The sequence below is a fragment of the Variovorax sp. AC103 genome (assembly GCF_979254005.1).
In genome coordinates, this window is the sequence record NZ_CEEDFC010000005.1 from 302,684 (window position 1) to 319,324 (window position 16,641).

At 69.1% G+C, this 16,641-nt stretch carries 14 protein-coding genes; 9 read left to right on the plus strand and 5 right to left on the minus strand.

What is annotated here, in order from left to right; genetic code table 11:
• The first annotated feature begins 92 nt into the window (after positions 1–92).
• Complete coding sequence (gene gcvP, locus AC0IYU_RS10045) at positions 93–3,002, plus strand: aminomethyl-transferring glycine dehydrogenase (protein WP_472115927.1); 2,910 nt, start codon at positions 93–95, stop codon at positions 3,000–3,002.
• A 47-nt stretch (positions 3,003–3,049) separates the two neighbouring features.
• On the opposite strand, the gene AC0IYU_RS10050 is transcribed toward gcvP, so the two are convergent.
• Both AC0IYU_RS10050 and AC0IYU_RS10055 read right to left on the minus strand, forming a co-directional pair.
• Entirely contained in the window at positions 3,050–3,952 is a 903-nt protein-coding gene (locus tag AC0IYU_RS10050; RefSeq protein WP_472115930.1) for a DUF3014 domain-containing protein, read from the minus strand.
• A gap of 122 nt (positions 3,953–4,074) precedes the next feature.
• Positions 4,075–5,163 (minus strand): lipase family protein, encoded by a 1,089-nt coding sequence (locus AC0IYU_RS10055; RefSeq protein ID WP_472115933.1) that lies wholly within the window; start codon positions 5,161–5,163, stop codon positions 4,075–4,077.
• 202 nt (positions 5,164–5,365) lie between these two features.
• On the opposite strand from AC0IYU_RS10055, the gene hisD reads away from it, so the two are divergent.
• The 6 genes from hisD to AC0IYU_RS10085 are packed head-to-tail and all read left to right on the plus strand — an operon-like array spanning position 5,366 to position 11,416.
• Positions 5,366–6,685 (plus strand): histidinol dehydrogenase, encoded by a 1,320-nt coding sequence (hisD, locus tag AC0IYU_RS10060; RefSeq protein WP_472115936.1) that lies wholly within the window; start codon positions 5,366–5,368, stop codon positions 6,683–6,685.
• Entirely contained in the window at positions 6,685–7,452 is a 768-nt protein-coding gene (locus AC0IYU_RS10065; RefSeq protein WP_472115939.1) for an SDR family NAD(P)-dependent oxidoreductase, read from the plus strand. Before hisD ends, AC0IYU_RS10065 begins: the two co-directional genes overlap by 1 nt.
• Entirely contained in the window at positions 7,449–8,531 is a 1,083-nt protein-coding gene (locus tag AC0IYU_RS10070) for a LacI family DNA-binding transcriptional regulator (protein ID WP_472115941.1), read from the plus strand. Before AC0IYU_RS10065 ends, AC0IYU_RS10070 begins: the two co-directional genes overlap by 4 nt.
• Before the next feature lie 35 nt (positions 8,532–8,566).
• The gene (locus AC0IYU_RS10075) at positions 8,567–9,565 is read left to right on the plus strand and encodes a Bug family tripartite tricarboxylate transporter substrate binding protein (protein ID WP_472115943.1); all 999 of its coding nucleotides are present in this window, start codon (positions 8,567–8,569) and stop codon (positions 9,563–9,565) included.
• Between the two features lie 10 nt (positions 9,566–9,575).
• On the plus strand, positions 9,576–10,604 hold the full coding sequence (locus AC0IYU_RS10080; RefSeq protein ID WP_472115946.1) for a Bug family tripartite tricarboxylate transporter substrate binding protein: 1,029 nt from the start codon (positions 9,576–9,578) through the stop codon (positions 10,602–10,604).
• Positions 10,601–11,416: an HpcH/HpaI aldolase family protein gene (locus tag AC0IYU_RS10085; RefSeq protein ID WP_472115950.1), complete on the plus strand. Its 816-nt coding sequence runs from the start codon at positions 10,601–10,603 to the stop codon at positions 11,414–11,416. Before AC0IYU_RS10080 ends, AC0IYU_RS10085 begins: the two co-directional genes overlap by 4 nt.
• A gap of 44 nt (positions 11,417–11,460) precedes the next feature.
• On the opposite strand, the gene AC0IYU_RS10090 is transcribed toward AC0IYU_RS10085, so the two are convergent.
• Positions 11,461–12,135 carry an alpha/beta hydrolase gene (locus tag AC0IYU_RS10090; RefSeq protein WP_472115953.1) on the minus strand — a complete coding sequence of 225 codons (675 nt, stop codon included), beginning with the start codon at positions 12,133–12,135 and terminating at the stop codon, positions 11,461–11,463.
• Positions 12,136–12,199: 64 nt separating this feature from the next.
• Positions 12,200–13,243 (minus strand): NAD(P)H-dependent flavin oxidoreductase, encoded by a 1,044-nt coding sequence (locus AC0IYU_RS10095; RefSeq protein ID WP_472115956.1) that lies wholly within the window; start codon positions 13,241–13,243, stop codon positions 12,200–12,202.
• Between the two features lie 114 nt (positions 13,244–13,357).
• On the opposite strand from AC0IYU_RS10095, the gene AC0IYU_RS10100 reads away from it, so the two are divergent.
• Entirely contained in the window at positions 13,358–14,377 is a 1,020-nt protein-coding gene (locus AC0IYU_RS10100; protein ID WP_472115959.1) for a hypothetical protein, read from the plus strand.
• Positions 14,378–14,408: 31 nt separating this feature from the next.
• Here the strand turns inward: AC0IYU_RS10100 and AC0IYU_RS10105 are convergent, their stop codons facing one another.
• Complete coding sequence (locus AC0IYU_RS10105; RefSeq protein WP_472115962.1) at positions 14,409–15,710, minus strand: UDP-N-acetylglucosamine 1-carboxyvinyltransferase; 1,302 nt, start codon at positions 15,708–15,710, stop codon at positions 14,409–14,411.
• Between the two features lie 223 nt (positions 15,711–15,933).
• Between AC0IYU_RS10105 and AC0IYU_RS10110 the strand changes: the two genes are divergently transcribed.
• Positions 15,934–16,584 (plus strand): DUF2625 domain-containing protein, encoded by a 651-nt coding sequence (locus AC0IYU_RS10110; protein ID WP_472115965.1) that lies wholly within the window; start codon positions 15,934–15,936, stop codon positions 16,582–16,584.
• Positions 16,585–16,641: the final 57 nt, after the last annotated feature.

The window sequence follows — 16,641 nt, forward strand, 5'->3', positions numbered from 1 at the left end:
GCCAGCCCCCATGGGGAAGGCGCGGCCCGCCTTGGGGCGGCCCGGCGGCGACCGCTGAGTCTTTCTTCTTTTTTTAGCCGATCCATCACGCCATGCCGATTCCCGCCCTTCCCTCTTTGCAAGAACTAGAGAACGCCGAAGAATTTCTCGCCCGCCACATCGGCATCGATGCGGCGGACGAGGCGCGCATGTTGCCGGTGATCGGCTCGGCCACACGCGCGGAGCTCATCGACGGCATCGTGCCGGCGGCCATCCGTCGCGCCAAGCCGATGCGGCTGCCCGCGCCGGTGACCGAGGCCGACGCGCTGGCCGAGCTGAAGGCGCTGGCGTCGAAGAACAAGGTGTTCAGGAGCTTCATCGGCCAGGGCTACTACGGAACGCACACGCCGGGCGTGATCCTGCGCAACGTGCTCGAGAACCCTGCCTGGTACACGGCCTACACGCCCTACCAGGCCGAGATTTCGCAGGGCCGCATGGAAGCCCTGCTCAACTTCCAGACGATGGTGTGCGACCTCACGGGCATGGCCATCGCCAACGCGTCGATGCTCGACGAAGCCACGGCCGCGGCCGAGGCCATGACGCTGGCCAAGCGCAGCGTCAAGAGCAAGAGCAACGTGTTCCTGGTGTCGGGCGACTGCCACCCGCAGACCATCGAGGTCATCAGGACGCGCGCCGCGCCGCTGGGCATCGAGGTCAAGGTGAGCAGCGTGTCGGAAACGCTGCCGCTGCTGATGGTGAGCGGCGAGTTCTTCGGCGTGCTCGCGCAGTACCCCGCCACCACCGGCCACGTGCACGACCTGCGCCCGCTCGCGGGCCATGCGCACCAGTGCGACGCCGCCCTCATCGTCGCGGCCGACCTGCTGGCGCTCACGCTGCTGGTCGCCCCCGGCGAGTTCGACGCCGACATCGTCTGCGGCACCACGCAGCGCTTCGGCATGCCGCTGTGCAACGGCGGCCCGCACGCCGCTTACCTGGCCTGCCGCGATTCGTTCAAGCGCTCGCTGCCGGGCCGCCTGGTGGGCGTGAGCGTCGACACGCACGGCCAGCCCGCCTACCGCCTGGCGCTGCAAACGCGCGAGCAGCACATCCGCCGCGAGAAGGCCACCTCCAACATCTGTACCGCGCAGGTGCTGCCGGCCGTGGTGGCGAGCATGTACGCCGTGTACCACGGGCCCGACGGCCTCACGCGCATCGCGCAGCGCGTGGCGGCGCTCACGGCCATCCTGTCCAAGGGCCTGTCGCAGATGGGCCGCGAGCCGGTCAACGGCACCGCCTTCGATTCGCTCACCGTGAGCACCGGTGACGACACGCAGGCCATCCTGGAGCGCGCGCAGGCCGGCGGCGTCAACCTGCGCCAGCGCCTGCAACACCACCTGGGCATCTCGCTGGACGAGACCACCACGCGCGCCGACGTCGAGACGCTGTGGGCACTGTTTGTGCCCGCCGGCACCGCCATGCCGCGCTTCGACGACCTGGCCGCCAGCGCCACGCCGCTGATCCCCGAGGACCTGCGCCGCACCAGCGCCTTCCTCACGCATCCGGTGTTCAACACCCACAAGAGCGAAACCTCGATGCTGCGCTACATCCGCAGCCTGTCCGACAAGGACCTGGCGCTCGACCGCAGCATGATCCCGCTGGGCAGCTGCACCATGAAGCTCAACGCGACCAGCGAGATGATTCCGATCACCTGGCCCGAGTTCGCGAACATCCATCCTTTCGCGCCGGCCGACCAGCTGCAGGGCTACGCCCAGCTCGACGCACAACTGCGCGCCTGGCTGTGCGAGGCCACCGGCTACGCAGGCATCAGCCTGCAGCCCAACGCGGGCTCGCAGGGCGAGTACGCGGGACTGCTGGCCATCAAGGGCTTTCATGAAGCCAAGGGCCAGGGCCATCGCAACATCTGCCTGATTCCGTCTTCCGCCCACGGCACCAATCCGGCCAGTGCGCAGATGGTCGGCATGCAGGTGGTGGTGACGGCCTGCGACGCGCAGGGCAACGTCGACATGGACGACCTGAAGCGCGCCTGCGAGAAGCACAGCGACCACCTGGCCGCGGTGATGATCACCTACCCCAGCACGCATGGCGTGTTCGAGACGCGCGTGAAGGAACTCTGCGAGCTGGTGCACGCGCACGGCGGCCGCGTGTACGTGGACGGCGCCAACATGAACGCGCTGGTCGGGGTGGCCGCGCCGGGCGAGTTCGGCGGCGACGTGAGCCACCTGAACCTGCACAAGACCTTCTGCATTCCGCACGGCGGTGGCGGCCCGGGCGTGGGCCCGGTGTGCGTGGTCGAAGACCTGGTGCCATACCTGCCGGGCCATGCGACCGCAGGTGTGGCTTCGCAAGGCGTGGGGGCCGTGTCCGCCGCGCCGCTGGGCAATGCGGCCGTGCTGCCGATCAGCTGGATGTACTGCCGCATGATGGGCGCCAAGGGCCTGCAGGCCGCGACCGAAACGGCCATCCTCAGCGCCAACTACATCAGCGCGCGGCTGAAGGACCACTACCCGACGCTGTACGCGAGCCCCAACGGGCACGTCGCGCACGAGTGCATCCTCGACCTGCGCCCGCTGAAGGACACCAGCGGCGTCACCGCGGAAGACGTGGCCAAGCGCCTGATCGACTACGGCTTCCACGCGCCCACGCTGAGCTTCCCGGTGCCGGGCACGCTGATGGTCGAGCCAACGGAAAGCGAGCCGCTGGTCGAGCTCGACCGTTTCATCGACGCGATGATCGCCATCCGCGGCGAGATCCGCCGCATCGAGGAAGGCGTGTGGCCGAAGGAAGACAACCCGCTCAAGCACGCACCGCACACCGCGGCCAGCCTGCTGGGCACGGAATGGGCCCACCCGTACTCGCGCGAACTCGGCGCGTTCCCGCTGGCCGAACTCAAGAACGCGAAGTACTGGCCACCCATCGGTCGTGTGGACAACGTGTACGGCGACCGCAACCTGTTCTGCAGCTGCGTGCCGGTGGGCGACTACAAGGAAGCCGAAGAGGCCTGACACAGACGCGGTGGCGGCGCCTGAAAACGCCGCCGCACCGCGGTCCCTCAGCCCTTCTTTCTTGCCACCTCGCCCGTGGCAACCTGCTGGCGCAGCCCGCGCAGGCTGGCCTTCACCTTGCGCTCGTTCTCCGGGCCCATGCGCACCATGATCTTCTGGCCGGCAGACATCGACTGCAGTTGCGGGTCGACGTACTCGTAGCGCACCCACGGCCGTTGCGAGGGCACGTCGCCCTTCACCTCGACCAGCCGCACCTGCACCGGGCCCGTGGGCTCGGGTGCCTGCAGCAGGTGGTCGATCACCGCGATGAGCCGGTCGTTGAAGTAGCGCCCCGGGTAGCCCAGCTCTTCGTACGCCTGCTGGAACAGCGGATACAGCCTGGCGTACACGGCCGCGGCCTTGGCCGGGTCGATCGATTGCGCCAGCAGCACGACGGCGTTGTAGCGCGCGGCATTGTTGGCCGAGATGGCCTGCGTCTCGCCTTCCCCTTCGGTGATGAAGCGCTGGCCCGTGGGCTGCACCGGCCATGCATTGGCCGGCGCCTGTTCGCGCGCGAGGTTGTCGACGGTGGCCACGAAGCGGTGCACGATGCCGTCGGAGCGCAGGAAGGCCTCGGCGTTCTTCGCGCCGAGCAACTCGGCCAATGCCTTCATCACGCGCGAATCGGAGTCGGCCAGCTTGGGCAGCGCGGCGTCGGGCGGCGCCAGGGCATCGACCGGGTTCTGCGGCCCCTTGGGCTCGGCAGCGGCGGGCGGCGGCGCGGCCGGCGCGTCATTGGGTGCAGCGGCCACGGGCGCGGGCTCGACGGGTGGCTGCTGTTGCTGCTGGTACCAGCGCCAGCCAAAGAATGCGGCCGCAAGCAGCACCAGCACGGCCACGACGATGGCGCCCGTGGGCGTCTCGCGGCGGGGTCGGAAGTCGGGGGCGTCGCGGTTGTCGCTGTCGGACATGGGTCGGGTTCCTTTTCGAGGAATGTCAGGGGTGGCGAAGGGCCATGGTGCACCAATTCGGGTGGCGGACGAGCCCTTGCGACGTAACGCCCTGTGACGCGCGTGCCGCGCGGCCTGGCGATTCAACCGCCCTGTGAAGCGGCGGCGCGGGCCGCGGGCGCAGGCCGGTCCTTCGCCTCGTCGAGTTCGCACGCCAGCCTTGGAATCGAGTGGGCGCCGACGATGTTCCAGGAAGTCTTGAGGCTGAAGAAGAGCGCGTAGCGAATGCTGCGGATCTTCGGCTGGTCCTCGGTCGGCGGCACGAAGAAGTTGGTGAGCGAGCGCACGAACGCCAGCGCTTCGCCGCGCTCGTAGATGCGGTCTATCTCGAGCTGTTCCGCGTTCGGCTCCCGCACGGCGGGCTCGACGCTGTAGTAGCCCGTGACCGGCGACGGGTCGAACGCATACACGCGCTCGACGCGCGGCACGTCGGCATCGGCCGGCAGCGCATAGGCGAATTGCTGGGCAAGACCGCCACCCAGCGAATGGCCGGTCGAATAGAGCTTCAGTCCGCTCCCGCTTCGCAGGTACGCATGGCGCGGGTCTGCCGCACGGGCCTTGAACCGCGCGACGAAGGCCTTGACGAACTCCTTCTGGATCAGCGTGTACTCGTCCTCGCGCTCCGGCAGGAACCAGCGGATGTTCGACAACCAGTCGGAGGCGTTGGAAAACACCGTGCCGCCGAAGGCCACCGCCACCCTGCGCGTGGCGGCATGCTCCCAGACCTCGACGCGCAAGTGCGCGTGGCGCAAACGATCGACCAGGTCGCCGTCCTGCGATCCCGGAAAGTCCTTCCAGCGGCGCCAGCCGGCGCTGTCCAGCACCTCGTCGGGCTTGGGGCAATCGCTGGGCGCCTTCAGTCCCTGCACATCCGCAGGCCCGGCGTCGCGCATGGCCGCAGCAGGCTCGGTCCCCGTGGCTTCTAGGTAATGCGCGTTGTAGGCCCGGGTGCTCAACCACGCGAACTCCCAGTGCTTGCGCGCCTCCACGCCCACATCCACCGAATAGCCGAGCACACGCTCGCCAGGCTCTCGCGACAGCGCCGTATCCCGTGGTTGGGTGAGGCTGACGCAGCCATGCAGCAGGCACAGCAGCAGCAAGCCGGTGACCGAACCGGGCAGACGGCGCATGAATGCAGGCGCCGAGCGGCGTGCGCGTGTGTTCGATGGCATCCAGACCTCCTGTACCACGACCGCAATCCGGCCCAGGGCAGGCTATCGCGGCATAGGCATGAGCCCATCCTTCTTTCATGGGAGGCGACCGACAACGAAGCTGACCCGAAGCGGCTTCGTACAAGGGTTTTCCCTGTTTGCATACGAATGCAAGCTTTCGACATTGCATTCGTATGCAACACCCAACCTGAAGGCAAAGCGAATGATCAGATACCTCAAGCGCGGCAAGGACGTGCAAGTCCGGGCCGACGACGACGCCAAGGTGCGCGCCACCGTCGAAGGCATCATCAAGGACGTGGAAGCGCGCGGCGATGCGGCCGTGCGCGACTACAGCCGCCAGTTCGACAACTGGAACCCCGCCGACTTCAGGCTCTCGGCCGACGCCATCGAAAAAGCGCGCAAGAGCCTGTCGGCGCGCGAGATCGAGGACATCGCCTTCGCGCAGAAGCAGGTGCGCAACTTCGCGCAGATCCAGCGCGACTCGATGAAGGACGTCGAGGTCGAGACCTATCCCGGCGTCGTGCTCGGCCACCGGCACATTCCCATGGATGCCGTGGGCTGCTACATCCCCGGCGGCAAGTACCCGCTGCTGGCCTCGGCCCACATGAGCGTGCTGACGGCCAAGGTGGCAGGCGTGAAGCGCATCGTGGCCACCGCACCGCCCTACCAGGGCGCGCCGCACCCGGCCATCGTCACCGCCATGGCCATGGCCGGCGCCGACGAAATCCTGGTGCTGGGTGGCGTGCAGGCCGTGGTGGCCATGGCCGTGGGCACCCAGACCATCGCCCCGGTCGACATGCTGGTGGGGCCCGGCAACATGTACGTGGCCGAAGCCAAGCGCCAGCTCTACGGCCGCGTGGGCATCGACCTGTTCGCCGGCCCCACCGAGACGCTGGTGATCGCAGATGAAACAGCCGACGGCGAGATGTGCGCGGTCGACCTGCTGGGCCAGGCCGAGCACGGCCCCACCTCGCCGGCCATCCTGCTGACCACGAGCGAGCAGCTGGCGCACGACACCCTGGCCGAGATCGAGCGGCAACTGAATATCCTGCCCACCGCCGCCATCGCCGCCGTGAGTTGGGCCGAGTACGGCGAAGTGATCGTCTGCGACACGCAGGAAGAGATGCTGCGCAAGGCCAACGAACTGGCCTTCGAGCACGTGCAGGTGCTCACGCGCGACCCCGACTACTTTCTGGCGCACATGACCAACTACGGCGCCCTGTTCCTCGGCCCGCGCACCAACGTGAGCTTCGGCGACAAGGTCATCGGCACCAACCACACGCTGCCCACCAACCGCAACGCGCGCTACACCGGCGGCCTGTGGGTCGGCAAGTTTTTGAAGACCTGCACCTACCAGAAGGTACTGACCGACGAGGCCAGCGCGCTCATGGGCGAGTACTGCTCGCGCCTGTGCCACATGGAAAACTTCGCCGGCCACGGCGAGCAGGCCAACCTGCGCGTGCGCCGCTACGGCACGCGCGCCGAGGTGCCGTGGTACCAGCCGGTGCCGGCGCTGTCGTGATGGGTGCGCTGCCCCGTTCGCCGGGCTTTCGTGTCGACGGCCAGCGCGCGCTGGTCACCGGCGCGGGGCGCGGCATCGGCCTGGCCGCGGCGGCGGCGCTGGCGCGCGCCGGCGCCCACGTCACCCTGGCCGCGCGCTCGCAGAACGAGCTGCGCGAAGCCTGCGAGCTGATCCGCGCCGAAGGCGGCGCGTGCGACTGGCTGGTGCTCGACGTGACCGACGCGGCCGCGGTGACCGCCGCGCTGGGCGCCGTGGCGCCGTTCCAGGTGCTGGTCAACAACGCGGGCCTCAACCGGCCCAGGCTGCTGGTCGACGTGCAGGACGAAGACATCGACGCGGTGTTCGACCTGAATGTGAAGGCCACGCTGTACGTCACGCGCACCGTGGCGCGCGGGCTGCTCGCGGCGAAGCTGCCGGGCTCCATCGTCACCATCTCCTCGCAGATGGGCGTGGTCGGCAGCCCGCGCCGCACGCTGTACTGCGCGAGCAAGCATGCCGTCGAGGGCATGACCAAGGCGCTGGCCTGGGAGCTGGGCCCGGCGAACATCCGCGTCAACACCATCTGCCCCACCTTCATCGAGACCGCGATGACGGCGAACATGTTCGCCGACCCCGCGTTCCGCGGCTGGGTGACCGAGCGCATCGCGCTGGGCCGCCTGGGCCGGACCGAGGAGATCATGGGCGCGGTGGTGTTCCTGGCGAGCGAGGCATCGAGCCTCATGACCGGCAGCGCGCTGATGCTCGACGGCGGCTGGAGCGCGGCATGAGGTCCAACGCCACCGCGCAGGACGTGGCCAAGCTCGCCAACGTGTCGCAGTCGGCCGTGAGTCGCACCTTCACGCCCGGAGCCAGCGTGTCGGAAGACACGCGCGCCCGCGTGATGATCGCGGCCAAGTCGCTGGGCTACCGGCCCAACGCCATGGCACGCAGCCTGATCACGCGGCGCAGCCGCATCATCGCGCTGGTCATGGGCTACCTGGAGAACCAGTTCTACCCGCTGGTGATCGAGAAGCTCTCGCAGAAGCTGCAGAAGCAGGGCTACCACGTGCTGATGTTCATCAGCGACGGCGACGAGACCGACGGCGTGCTCGACGAGATCCTGCAGTACCAGATCGACGGCATCGTCATGGCCTCGGCGATGCTGTCGCCCGACCTCGCGCGCCAGTGCGCCGACTCGGGCGTGCCGGTGGTGCTGTTCAACCGCGTGCCCGACACCAGCGCCTTTGCGCGGCACACCACCAGCTCGGTCACCTCCGACAACCGCGAGGGCGGTCGCATGGTGGCCGAACTGCTGCTGGCGCGCGGCCACCAGCGCATCGCGTTCCTCGCGGGGCTGGAGAAGTCGTCGACCAACCTGGAGCGCGAGCGCGGCTTCAACGACGCGCTCGCGCAAGCCGGCGTGTCGGTGTTCCGCCGCGAGGTGGGCCACTACAGCTTCGAGCGCGCACGCGACGCGGCACGCGCCATGTTCAGCGGCGTGCCCGCCACCAAGCGCCCCGACGCCGTGTTCGTGGCCAACGACCACATGGCCATCGCCGTGATGGACGTGCTGCGCCACGAACTCGGCCTGCGCGTGCCCGAGGACGTGAGCGTGGTCGGCTTCGACGACGTGCCGCAGGCCGCCTGGGGCGCCTACCGCCTCACGACCGTGGTGCAGGGCGTGGAGCCGATGGTCGAGGCCACGGTCGAGCTGCTGCACGAACAGATGCTGGACGACGCGCAGCCGCGCAACGTGGTCATTGCGTGCCGCGTGGTCGAGCGCGACTCGGTGCGCGCGGCGCGCCCGCCAAAGGCGCCAGGCCCGCGTGCGCCGCGAGGCAAGACAACCGTTTCGAAGCCCGCCTGAGCGGGCCACATCCCATCCATCCAGGAGACAACCCCATGAGCCCCCGAATCCGCCCCACAGTGCTGACCGCACTTGCACTTTCCGCACTCACGGCCTTGGCCACCATGGCCGGCGTTGCCCACGCGCAGCCGGCCGCCTGGCCCACCAAGCCGATCAAGTACGTCGTGCCCTTCTCGCCCGGCGGCGTGTCCGACGGCGTGGCGCGGCTCGTCGCCCAGCACCTGGGCGAGCGCCTGGGCCAGCCGGTGATCATCGACAACCGCCCGGGCGTGTCGGGCATCGTCGGCACGCAGGCCGTGGCGCGCGCGCCGGCCGACGGCTACACCGTGATGGGCGGCACCATCACCACGCACGCGGTCAACCCCTTCTTCAACAAGAACCTCGGCTACGACCCGGTGAAGGACTTCGTGCCGGTCAACCTCGTGGGCATGGTGAGCAACGTGCTGGTGGTGCCGGAGGGCAGCCGGTTCAATTCGGTGGCGCAGGTGGTGGCCGAGCTCAAGGCCAAACCCGACAGCCTCACCTACGGCACCGCCGGCCCCGGCACCTCGCAGCACCTGTCGGGCCAGCTGTTCGAGAACATCACGCACACGCGCATGCGACAGATCGTCTACAAGGGCGGCTCGCAGGCGATCGTCGACCTGGTCGGCGGGCAGATCGACATGGTGTTCGAGACCGTGGCGGCGGCGCGTCCGATGATCGACGGCAAGCGCGTGAAGGTGCTCGGCGTGACCGCGGCGAAGCGGCTGGCCAGCCTGCCCGGCGTGCCCACGCTGGCCGAGGCGGGCGCGCCGAACTTCGAGATGCAGTCGTGGCAGGGCGTGTTCGCGCCCGCCGGCACGCCCAAGCCGGTGGTCGAGCGGCTGGCGCGAGAGATAGCCGCCATCGTCGCGATGCCCGACGTGCAGGACAAGCTGCGCGGCCTGGGCGTGGAGCCCGACGGCCGCACGTCGGAGGCCTTCACGGCCTTCCAGCAGGCGGAGATCGTGAAGTGGGGCAAGGTCATCAAGGACGCAGGCATCCAGGCCGAATGAGGAACACAGCATGAAACACACATCCATCACAAGCATCGCATCCCTGCGCCGCACCGCATTGCGGGCGGCCGCCGCGCTGGCCTTCGTCGGCGGCATCGGCAGCATCGCTTCCGCACAGGCGGCCACCGGCCCGGGCGGCTACCCCGCCACCGGCCGCGTCACCATCGTCGTGCCCTTCGCGCCGGGCGGCGCCACCGACATCGTCGCGCGCCTGGTCGCCGAGGAACTCGGCAAGCGCTGGGGCACGGCCGTGGTGGTCGACAACCGGGCCGGCGCGGGCGGCGGCATCGGCACCGAGTTCGTCGCGCGCGCCAAACCCGACGGCTACACGCTGCTGCTGGGCACGCAGACCGCGCTGTCGGTCAACCCCACGCTGCTGAAGAAGCTGAGCTACAACGTCGACAAGGACTTCGCGCCCGTCACCGAACTCGCGAGCACGCCGCTCGTGCTGCTGGCGGGCAACAAGTCAGGCGCGACCGATGTGAAGTCGCTCATTGCGGTCGTCAAGGCCAAGCCCGATGCCGTGTCGTACGGCTCCAGCGGCAACGGCACCTCGCAGCACCTCACGGCGCTGATGTTCCTGAACCGCATCGGCGGCAAGGCGGTGCACGTGCCGTACAAGGGCAGCAGCCAGTCGCTGGTCGACCTGGCGGGCAACCAGATCGACATGCAGTTCGACAACATGAGCACCGCGCTCGCATTCGCCAAGAACAACCAGGCCAAGGCGCTGGCGGTGACCAGCGCCGCGCGCTCGCCACTGGCGCCCGAGCTGCCGACGGTGGCCGAATCGGGCGTGCCCGGGTTCGAGGCCGCGACCTGGCTGGGCCTGCTCGCGCCGGCCGCGACGCCCGCGCCGGTGGTGACCTGGCTCAACGCCGAGGTCGTGGCGGTGCTGCGCACGCCCTCGGTGGTCGAGCGGCTGGCCGCGCAAGGCTTCACGCCCAAGCCGATGACGCCGCAGGCCTTTCGCAAGTTCATCCAGGACGAGACGCTGAAGTTCGCCGAGCTCATCAAAACCAACCACGTGAGCATCGAATGACCACCGCCGACCACCCCCTCCATCCAACGCACCCGCTGGACACGCGCCTGCCCGCCCTGCTCAGGAGCGGCCAGCGCCTGCGCGGCCTGTTCAATTCGCTGCCCAGCCCGGCCATCGTGGAGATGTGCGGCTACGCGGGCTTCGACTTCGTCATCCTCGACAACGAGCACGGCAGCGCCAACCTGGAGACCACCGAGCACATGCTGCGCGCCGCGCGCGCGAGCGGCATCGTGCCCGTGGTGCGCTGCCTGCGGCACGACATCTCGCGCGTGCTCGACATGGGCGCCAGCGGCGTGCAGATTCCCATGGTGGGCAGCGCCGAAGAAGCGCGCGACCTGGTGCAGCAGGTGCGCTATCCGCGCACGGGCCGGCGCGGCAGCGCGTTCAGCCCGCGTGCCGCCGGCTACGGCGCCTTTCCCGGCGTGGCGCACACCGAGCGCAGCAATGCGGGCGTGGCGCTGATCGTGATGATCGAGACGCCGCAAGCCGTCGAGCAGGCCGCCGAGATTGCGGCCGTGCCTGGGGTGGATGCCGTCTTCGTCGGACCGAACGACCTCTCGCATGCGATGGGCTTCGACAACAACTGGAAGGCGCCCGAGGTCGAAGCGGCCATCCAGCGCGCGCTGTGCGCCATTCGCGACGCGGGCAACTGCGGCGGCGTGATCGCGCTCACGCCGGACGACGAGGCGAAATACGCCCAGTGGGGCGCACGCTACTTCGCGAGCACCACCACGGGGCTCATCACGCAGGCCTTCCAGCAGGCCTCGGGCGCCGGCGGGCGAAGGCCTGCGGCGGCAACGCTCGGCTACTGATCCGGTGCAGGCGACAGCCGCGTCGCGCGTGTCCGACCGATCGTCTAGGCGCCGGTCGGCGCGCTGAGCGACTGCAGCCAGGCCACCGTGGCCTGCAGTTCGGCCGGACGCAGCTCGTGCGCACCCGGAAAGTCCGCGCCCGACAGCGCCAGCGGCAGCGTGCGCGCCAGGTCGCGCGTGACCTGCGCGGCGCTCGGCGGAATCACGTTGTCGGCGCTGCCATGGCTCACCCACAGCGCCTTGCCTTCGAAGGCCTCGGGCGCCGCCACCTGCGGCACCACCTGCGACAGCAGCCGGCTGTGCCACACCATCGCGGCACGCACGGTCTCGGGCTTGGTGAGCAGGAGCGACAGCGCCATGATGCCGCCCTGGCTGAAGCCGCCGACCACCACGCGCTCGGGCGGAACGCCGAGCTGCTGCGCGGCGGAGGCGATCATTTCACCGATCAGGAAGCGGCTTTCGCGCTCCTGCACCTCATCGATCTGCCGCTCGCCATTGGGCAGCACCTGAAACTCGAACCACGCATAGGCGTCGGGCGACAGCACGTAGGGCGCGCGCAGGCTCAGCACGTGAAACTGCGGGGGCAGCATGCGCGCCAGGCCGAACAGGTCCTGCTCGTTGCTGCCGACGCCGTGCATCAGCACCAGCAGCCAGGGGTCGCGCACGGAGGGCTGCGCAGGGTGTTCCAGGAACTTGAGGGGCAGGTGAAGTTGGGTCATGGGTCAAACGCTTGGGTCGTGCAGGGTCGATGTTGAAAGATTCGATGCGGAGATGTCGCAGCCGTCAGCGAAAGCCCTGCGCCAACGCACGCGTGACCTCGGCCGACGACACCTCGCGGCAGCCGGTGGCGTTCTGGCCCGACCACAGCGGAGAGAAGTCGCCGCTGCCCTTGGCCTCGGCCTTGGCGCGCAAGGGCGCGATGCCCGAAGTGGCCAGCGGAAATTCCGGCGCCACGGCACCCAGCGGCCCCAGTTCGCGCATCACGCGGTTCACGATGCCGCGCGCCGGCCGGCCGGTGAAGAGGTTGGTGAGCGCGGTGTGCCGCGCGGCATCGCTCTTGAGCGCCGCGCGATGCGGCGCGCTGGTCGTCGCCTCGGGCGTGAGCAGGTAGGCCGTGCCCACCTGCACGCCCGCCGCGCCCAGCGCCATGGCCGCCGCCACGCCGTGCGCATCGGCAATGCCGCCCGCCGCGATCACCGGCACCTTCACCGCCCGCACCAGCTGCGGCAGCAGCGCGAAGGTGCCGAGCTGCTTCGTCAGGTCGTGCGACAGGAAGTGGCCGCGGTGCCCGCCCGCCTCGAGTCCCTGCGCGATGACCGCGTCGGCGCCATGCGCTTCGAGCCAGAGCGCCTCGTCCAGCGTGGTGGCCGAGGCCAGCACCTTCGCGCCCCAGCCGCGAACCTGCGCGAGCAAGGCTTCGGACGGCAGCCCGAAATGAAAGCTCACCACCGGCGGGCGGAACTCGGCCAGCAGGTCGGCCACCTCGGCGCTGAAGGGGTTGCGGCCCGGCCCGGCGGCAATGCTGGCCGCGTCGATGCCGAACTCCGCGTAGTACGGCGCCAGTGCCGAGCGCCACGTGGCCTCGCGTTCGGCGCTCGGCACCGGCGGCGTGTGGCAGAAGAAGTTGATGTTGTAGGGCTTGCCGGTGCCGGCGCGGATGGCGGCCAGCTCGCTGCGCATGGCCTCGGGGCTCAGCATGGCGCCGGGCAGCGAGCCGAGGGCGCCTTCGTTGCTGACCGCGACGGCCATCGCGCTGCCCTGCACGCCGGCCATGGGCGCCTGGATGAGAGGAAGGTCCGTTCCCAGAAGTTGCTGCAGCGTGGTCATGCGAAGGCTCCTTGTCTTGCGTTGCGCGTCGTCGAATGCCGCGCATTGTCCTGCCAAGCCGGAGGTCGCCGCGGCGGCAGGGTCATCGCCGCGCGGCTTCGGCAAAATGGAGGCATGCCCCGACTCCACCCGACACCGCCCCCGTTCGCCTTATCGAAGCTGTTGCAGCGCCCCGCCGCTGTCGCCCTTGCCGCCGCCGGCCTGCTGGCACTCGGCGGTTGCCCGCAGAAGGACAACGCCGTTGCGGTGCAGGACACGCCCGCACCTGCGGCCGTACCCGCCGCACCTGCGGCATCGACCACGAACGCGCCCGCCGGCGCCGCGCGCTCGCACACATCGGCCACGCTGCGGCGCGCCGACCTCATGGCGCTGGTGTTCCCCGATTCGCAAAGCCCCAACGCCACGCCCCAGCAACCCGACATCGTCTCGCTCCCCGAAATCGGCAACGACGGCAAGACCGTGCCCGGCAGCGCCGCCGAGCAGAAGGCCCGCGTGTCGCCGCGCGAAGTGGTGAAGCTCGACGACACGCACGCCGTCATGCTGACCGAGACCGTGCCGGTCGACGATCAGGGCCAGGCCATGGACGGCCATGCGAGCGGCGCGTGGCTCGGCGCCTACTTCTTCGAGCAGGGCGCCGATGGCTGGAAGCTCACGAGCCGCAGCGACGCGGTCGATTACCTCGGCTTCATGGGCAACCTGGGCAGCACCAAGGTGGAGCGCGTGGCGCCGCAGCGTTTTGCGCTGACCATCACCAGCGGCAGTTGCTGGCAGGGCTACTGCGGACAGTGGCTGTCGGTGTATGCGCTGGACGCAGGCAAGGTGCGCGTGGTCACGCCGAGCATTGCGCTGTCGGCGTCCAACGAAGGGGCGGACGAGGCCTGCGAGAAGGTGCTCAAGTCGCAAAAGCCCGAGGAGCCCGCGAACGGCGAGTGCTACGACATCAGCGGCACGCCCAGCTTCGTGGCCGGCGCCGACGACACCACCCCGGGCGAGATGCGCATCGCCTTCAAGGGCGAGCGCACGGCTAGCGCGAAGAGCAGCCGAGTAGACACCGTCGACAGCACGCTGGTCTATGCCTGGCGCAACGGCGCCTACGTGCTGACCGAGGGCAAGAACCCCGTGCCCTCGTTCTGAGGCCCGGGGCTTCTTCGCGTCACTGCTCGCATCACTCTTCGCTGGTCCACTCCACCTGCACGCCCAGGCTGCGCAGGTTCTCCACGAAGCGCGGATGCGCGCGGCGGATGGGCGCGGCGTTGCGGATCTCCGACTTGCCCTCGATGCTCGCCGCCACCATGAACAGCGCAATGGCCACGCGGATGATGTAGGGGCTCTCGACCACCGCCGGCGTCAGCGGGTTGCCACCGAAGGTGATGAGGCGGTGCGGGTCCGACGAGAACACGTGCGCGCCGAACTTCGAGAGCTCGCCGGTCCAGCCCAGCGCGCCGTCGTACACCTTGTTCCAGAACATCGCATTGCCCTGCGCGCGCACGCCCAGCGCAATGAAGATCGGCAGCAGGTCGACCGGAAAGTAAGGCCACGGCGCCGCCTCGACCTTGGTCAGCACGTTGCTCGTGAAGGGCGTCTGCACCTTCAGCGGCCCCGAGCGGATGGCGCGCGACCAGCCGTCTTCGTGCACGATCTGCACGCCGAACTTCGCGAAGGTGCGGTCGAGCAACGGAAAGTTCTCGGGCGCGCTGTTGCGCACGACCACGTCGCCGCCGGTGATGGCGCCCAGCGCCAGGAAGGTGGTGATCTCGTGGAAGTCTTCGTCGAAGCGGAACTCGCCGCCCGCGAGCGCGCCGCCGCCGTGCACCGTGAGCCGCGAAGTGCCCATGCCCTCGATGCGCACGCCGATCATGGCCATGAAGCGGCAGAACTCCTGCACGTGCGGCTCCGACGCGGCATTGGTCAGCGTCGAGGTGCCGCCCGCGGCAGCCGCGCACAGCACGAAGTTCTCGGTGGTGGTGACCGAGGCGTAGTCGAGCCAGTGATCAGTGGGCGTGAGGCGGCCCCTGCTGTGCACCAGCAGCGAGCCCTCGGTACGCTCCACCTCGCCGCCGAAGCGCTGGAACACCTCCACGTGCGGATCGATCTCGCGCACGCCCAGCGTGCAGCCCTTGACGTTGTCTTCCAGCCGCGCCACGCCGAAGCGCGCCAGCAGCGGCGGCACCAGCATGATCGACGAGCGCATTTCCTCGGGCAGCCGGTGGCGCGCCGCGTCGAAGGTGGTCTCGCGGTGGTGCAGTTCGAGCGTGCCGGTGTCGTGGTCCATGCGCACCTCGCTGCCCAGCGTGCGGAAGATGTCGAGGATCTTGCGCACGTCGGTGATGTCGGGCACGCCGTGCAGTCGCAGCGGCTCCCAGGTCAGCAGGGTGGCGCAGAGCACCGGGAGCACGGCGTTCTTGTTGGCGGAAGGGGTGATGCGGCCGCGGAGCGGCGTACCGCCATGCACGATGAGGTTGGACATGAAGAGGCGAACGGGGGGAAAGGGGGCAGAGGGAAGAGGGAAGCGCGAGGACAGCAGAAAAGAGTCGCGGACAATCCGAAACCGGAGACGGGCACTTTACCGTCAGAAAGCAGCACGAACGGCGCTGAAGTTGTAAGAACTTCGAAGCGAACGCCCACGAATTAACAATTCTTTTGCTTTACATGCGGCCGCCATCCCTCCGGATTCTCAAAACCAACTTCTTATGCGCACGCTCGAAGAACTGATCGACACCGAAGACGCCGCCCTGCCCCTCGTCAAGGAATGGGCCGCAAGCGCCAGCCACCCGTTCGAGATTCTCGAGCCCTCCGAAGCCGCCAGCCAGCGTGTGCTGCTCGCGCTCCAGGTCACGACACGCTCGACCATGGGTGCGGTGGCCCACGACACCGGCGGCCTGCTCATCGACCACGGCTGGCTGCGCGTGCTGGGCTCGGGTCACCCGAAGCTGGCCCGCAACATCGTCGACTGGAACGAAGGGCGCTCGTCGGGCTTCCTGCTCGTGGCGGACGACGTGGTGGGCGGCTTCTTCGCGCTGAACGGCGGCGGGCTCGGGGAAGACGCCGGCGCCATGTACTACTGGGCGCCCGAGACGCTCGGGTGGGAGTCGCTGGAAATCGGCTACAGCGACTTCCTGGAATGGGCGTCGACCGACCGGCTGCAGGTGTTCTACGCCGACGCGCGCTGGAGCGGCTGGCAAGCCGATGTGCAGCACGTCGGCGCGGACCAGTGCTTCAGCTTCTTTCCGTTTCTCTGGACGAAGGAAGGCTCGGTGCAGTCCAGTTCGCGCAAGGCGGTGAGCATTGCCGAGCAGTACGCGCTCAACATCGAACTGGCCGCGACGACGACCGCGGGGTAGATCCGCGCCATGCAAGGCCCACCAGCGGCTTGGCACCTTGCATGCGCTGCGCGCCGC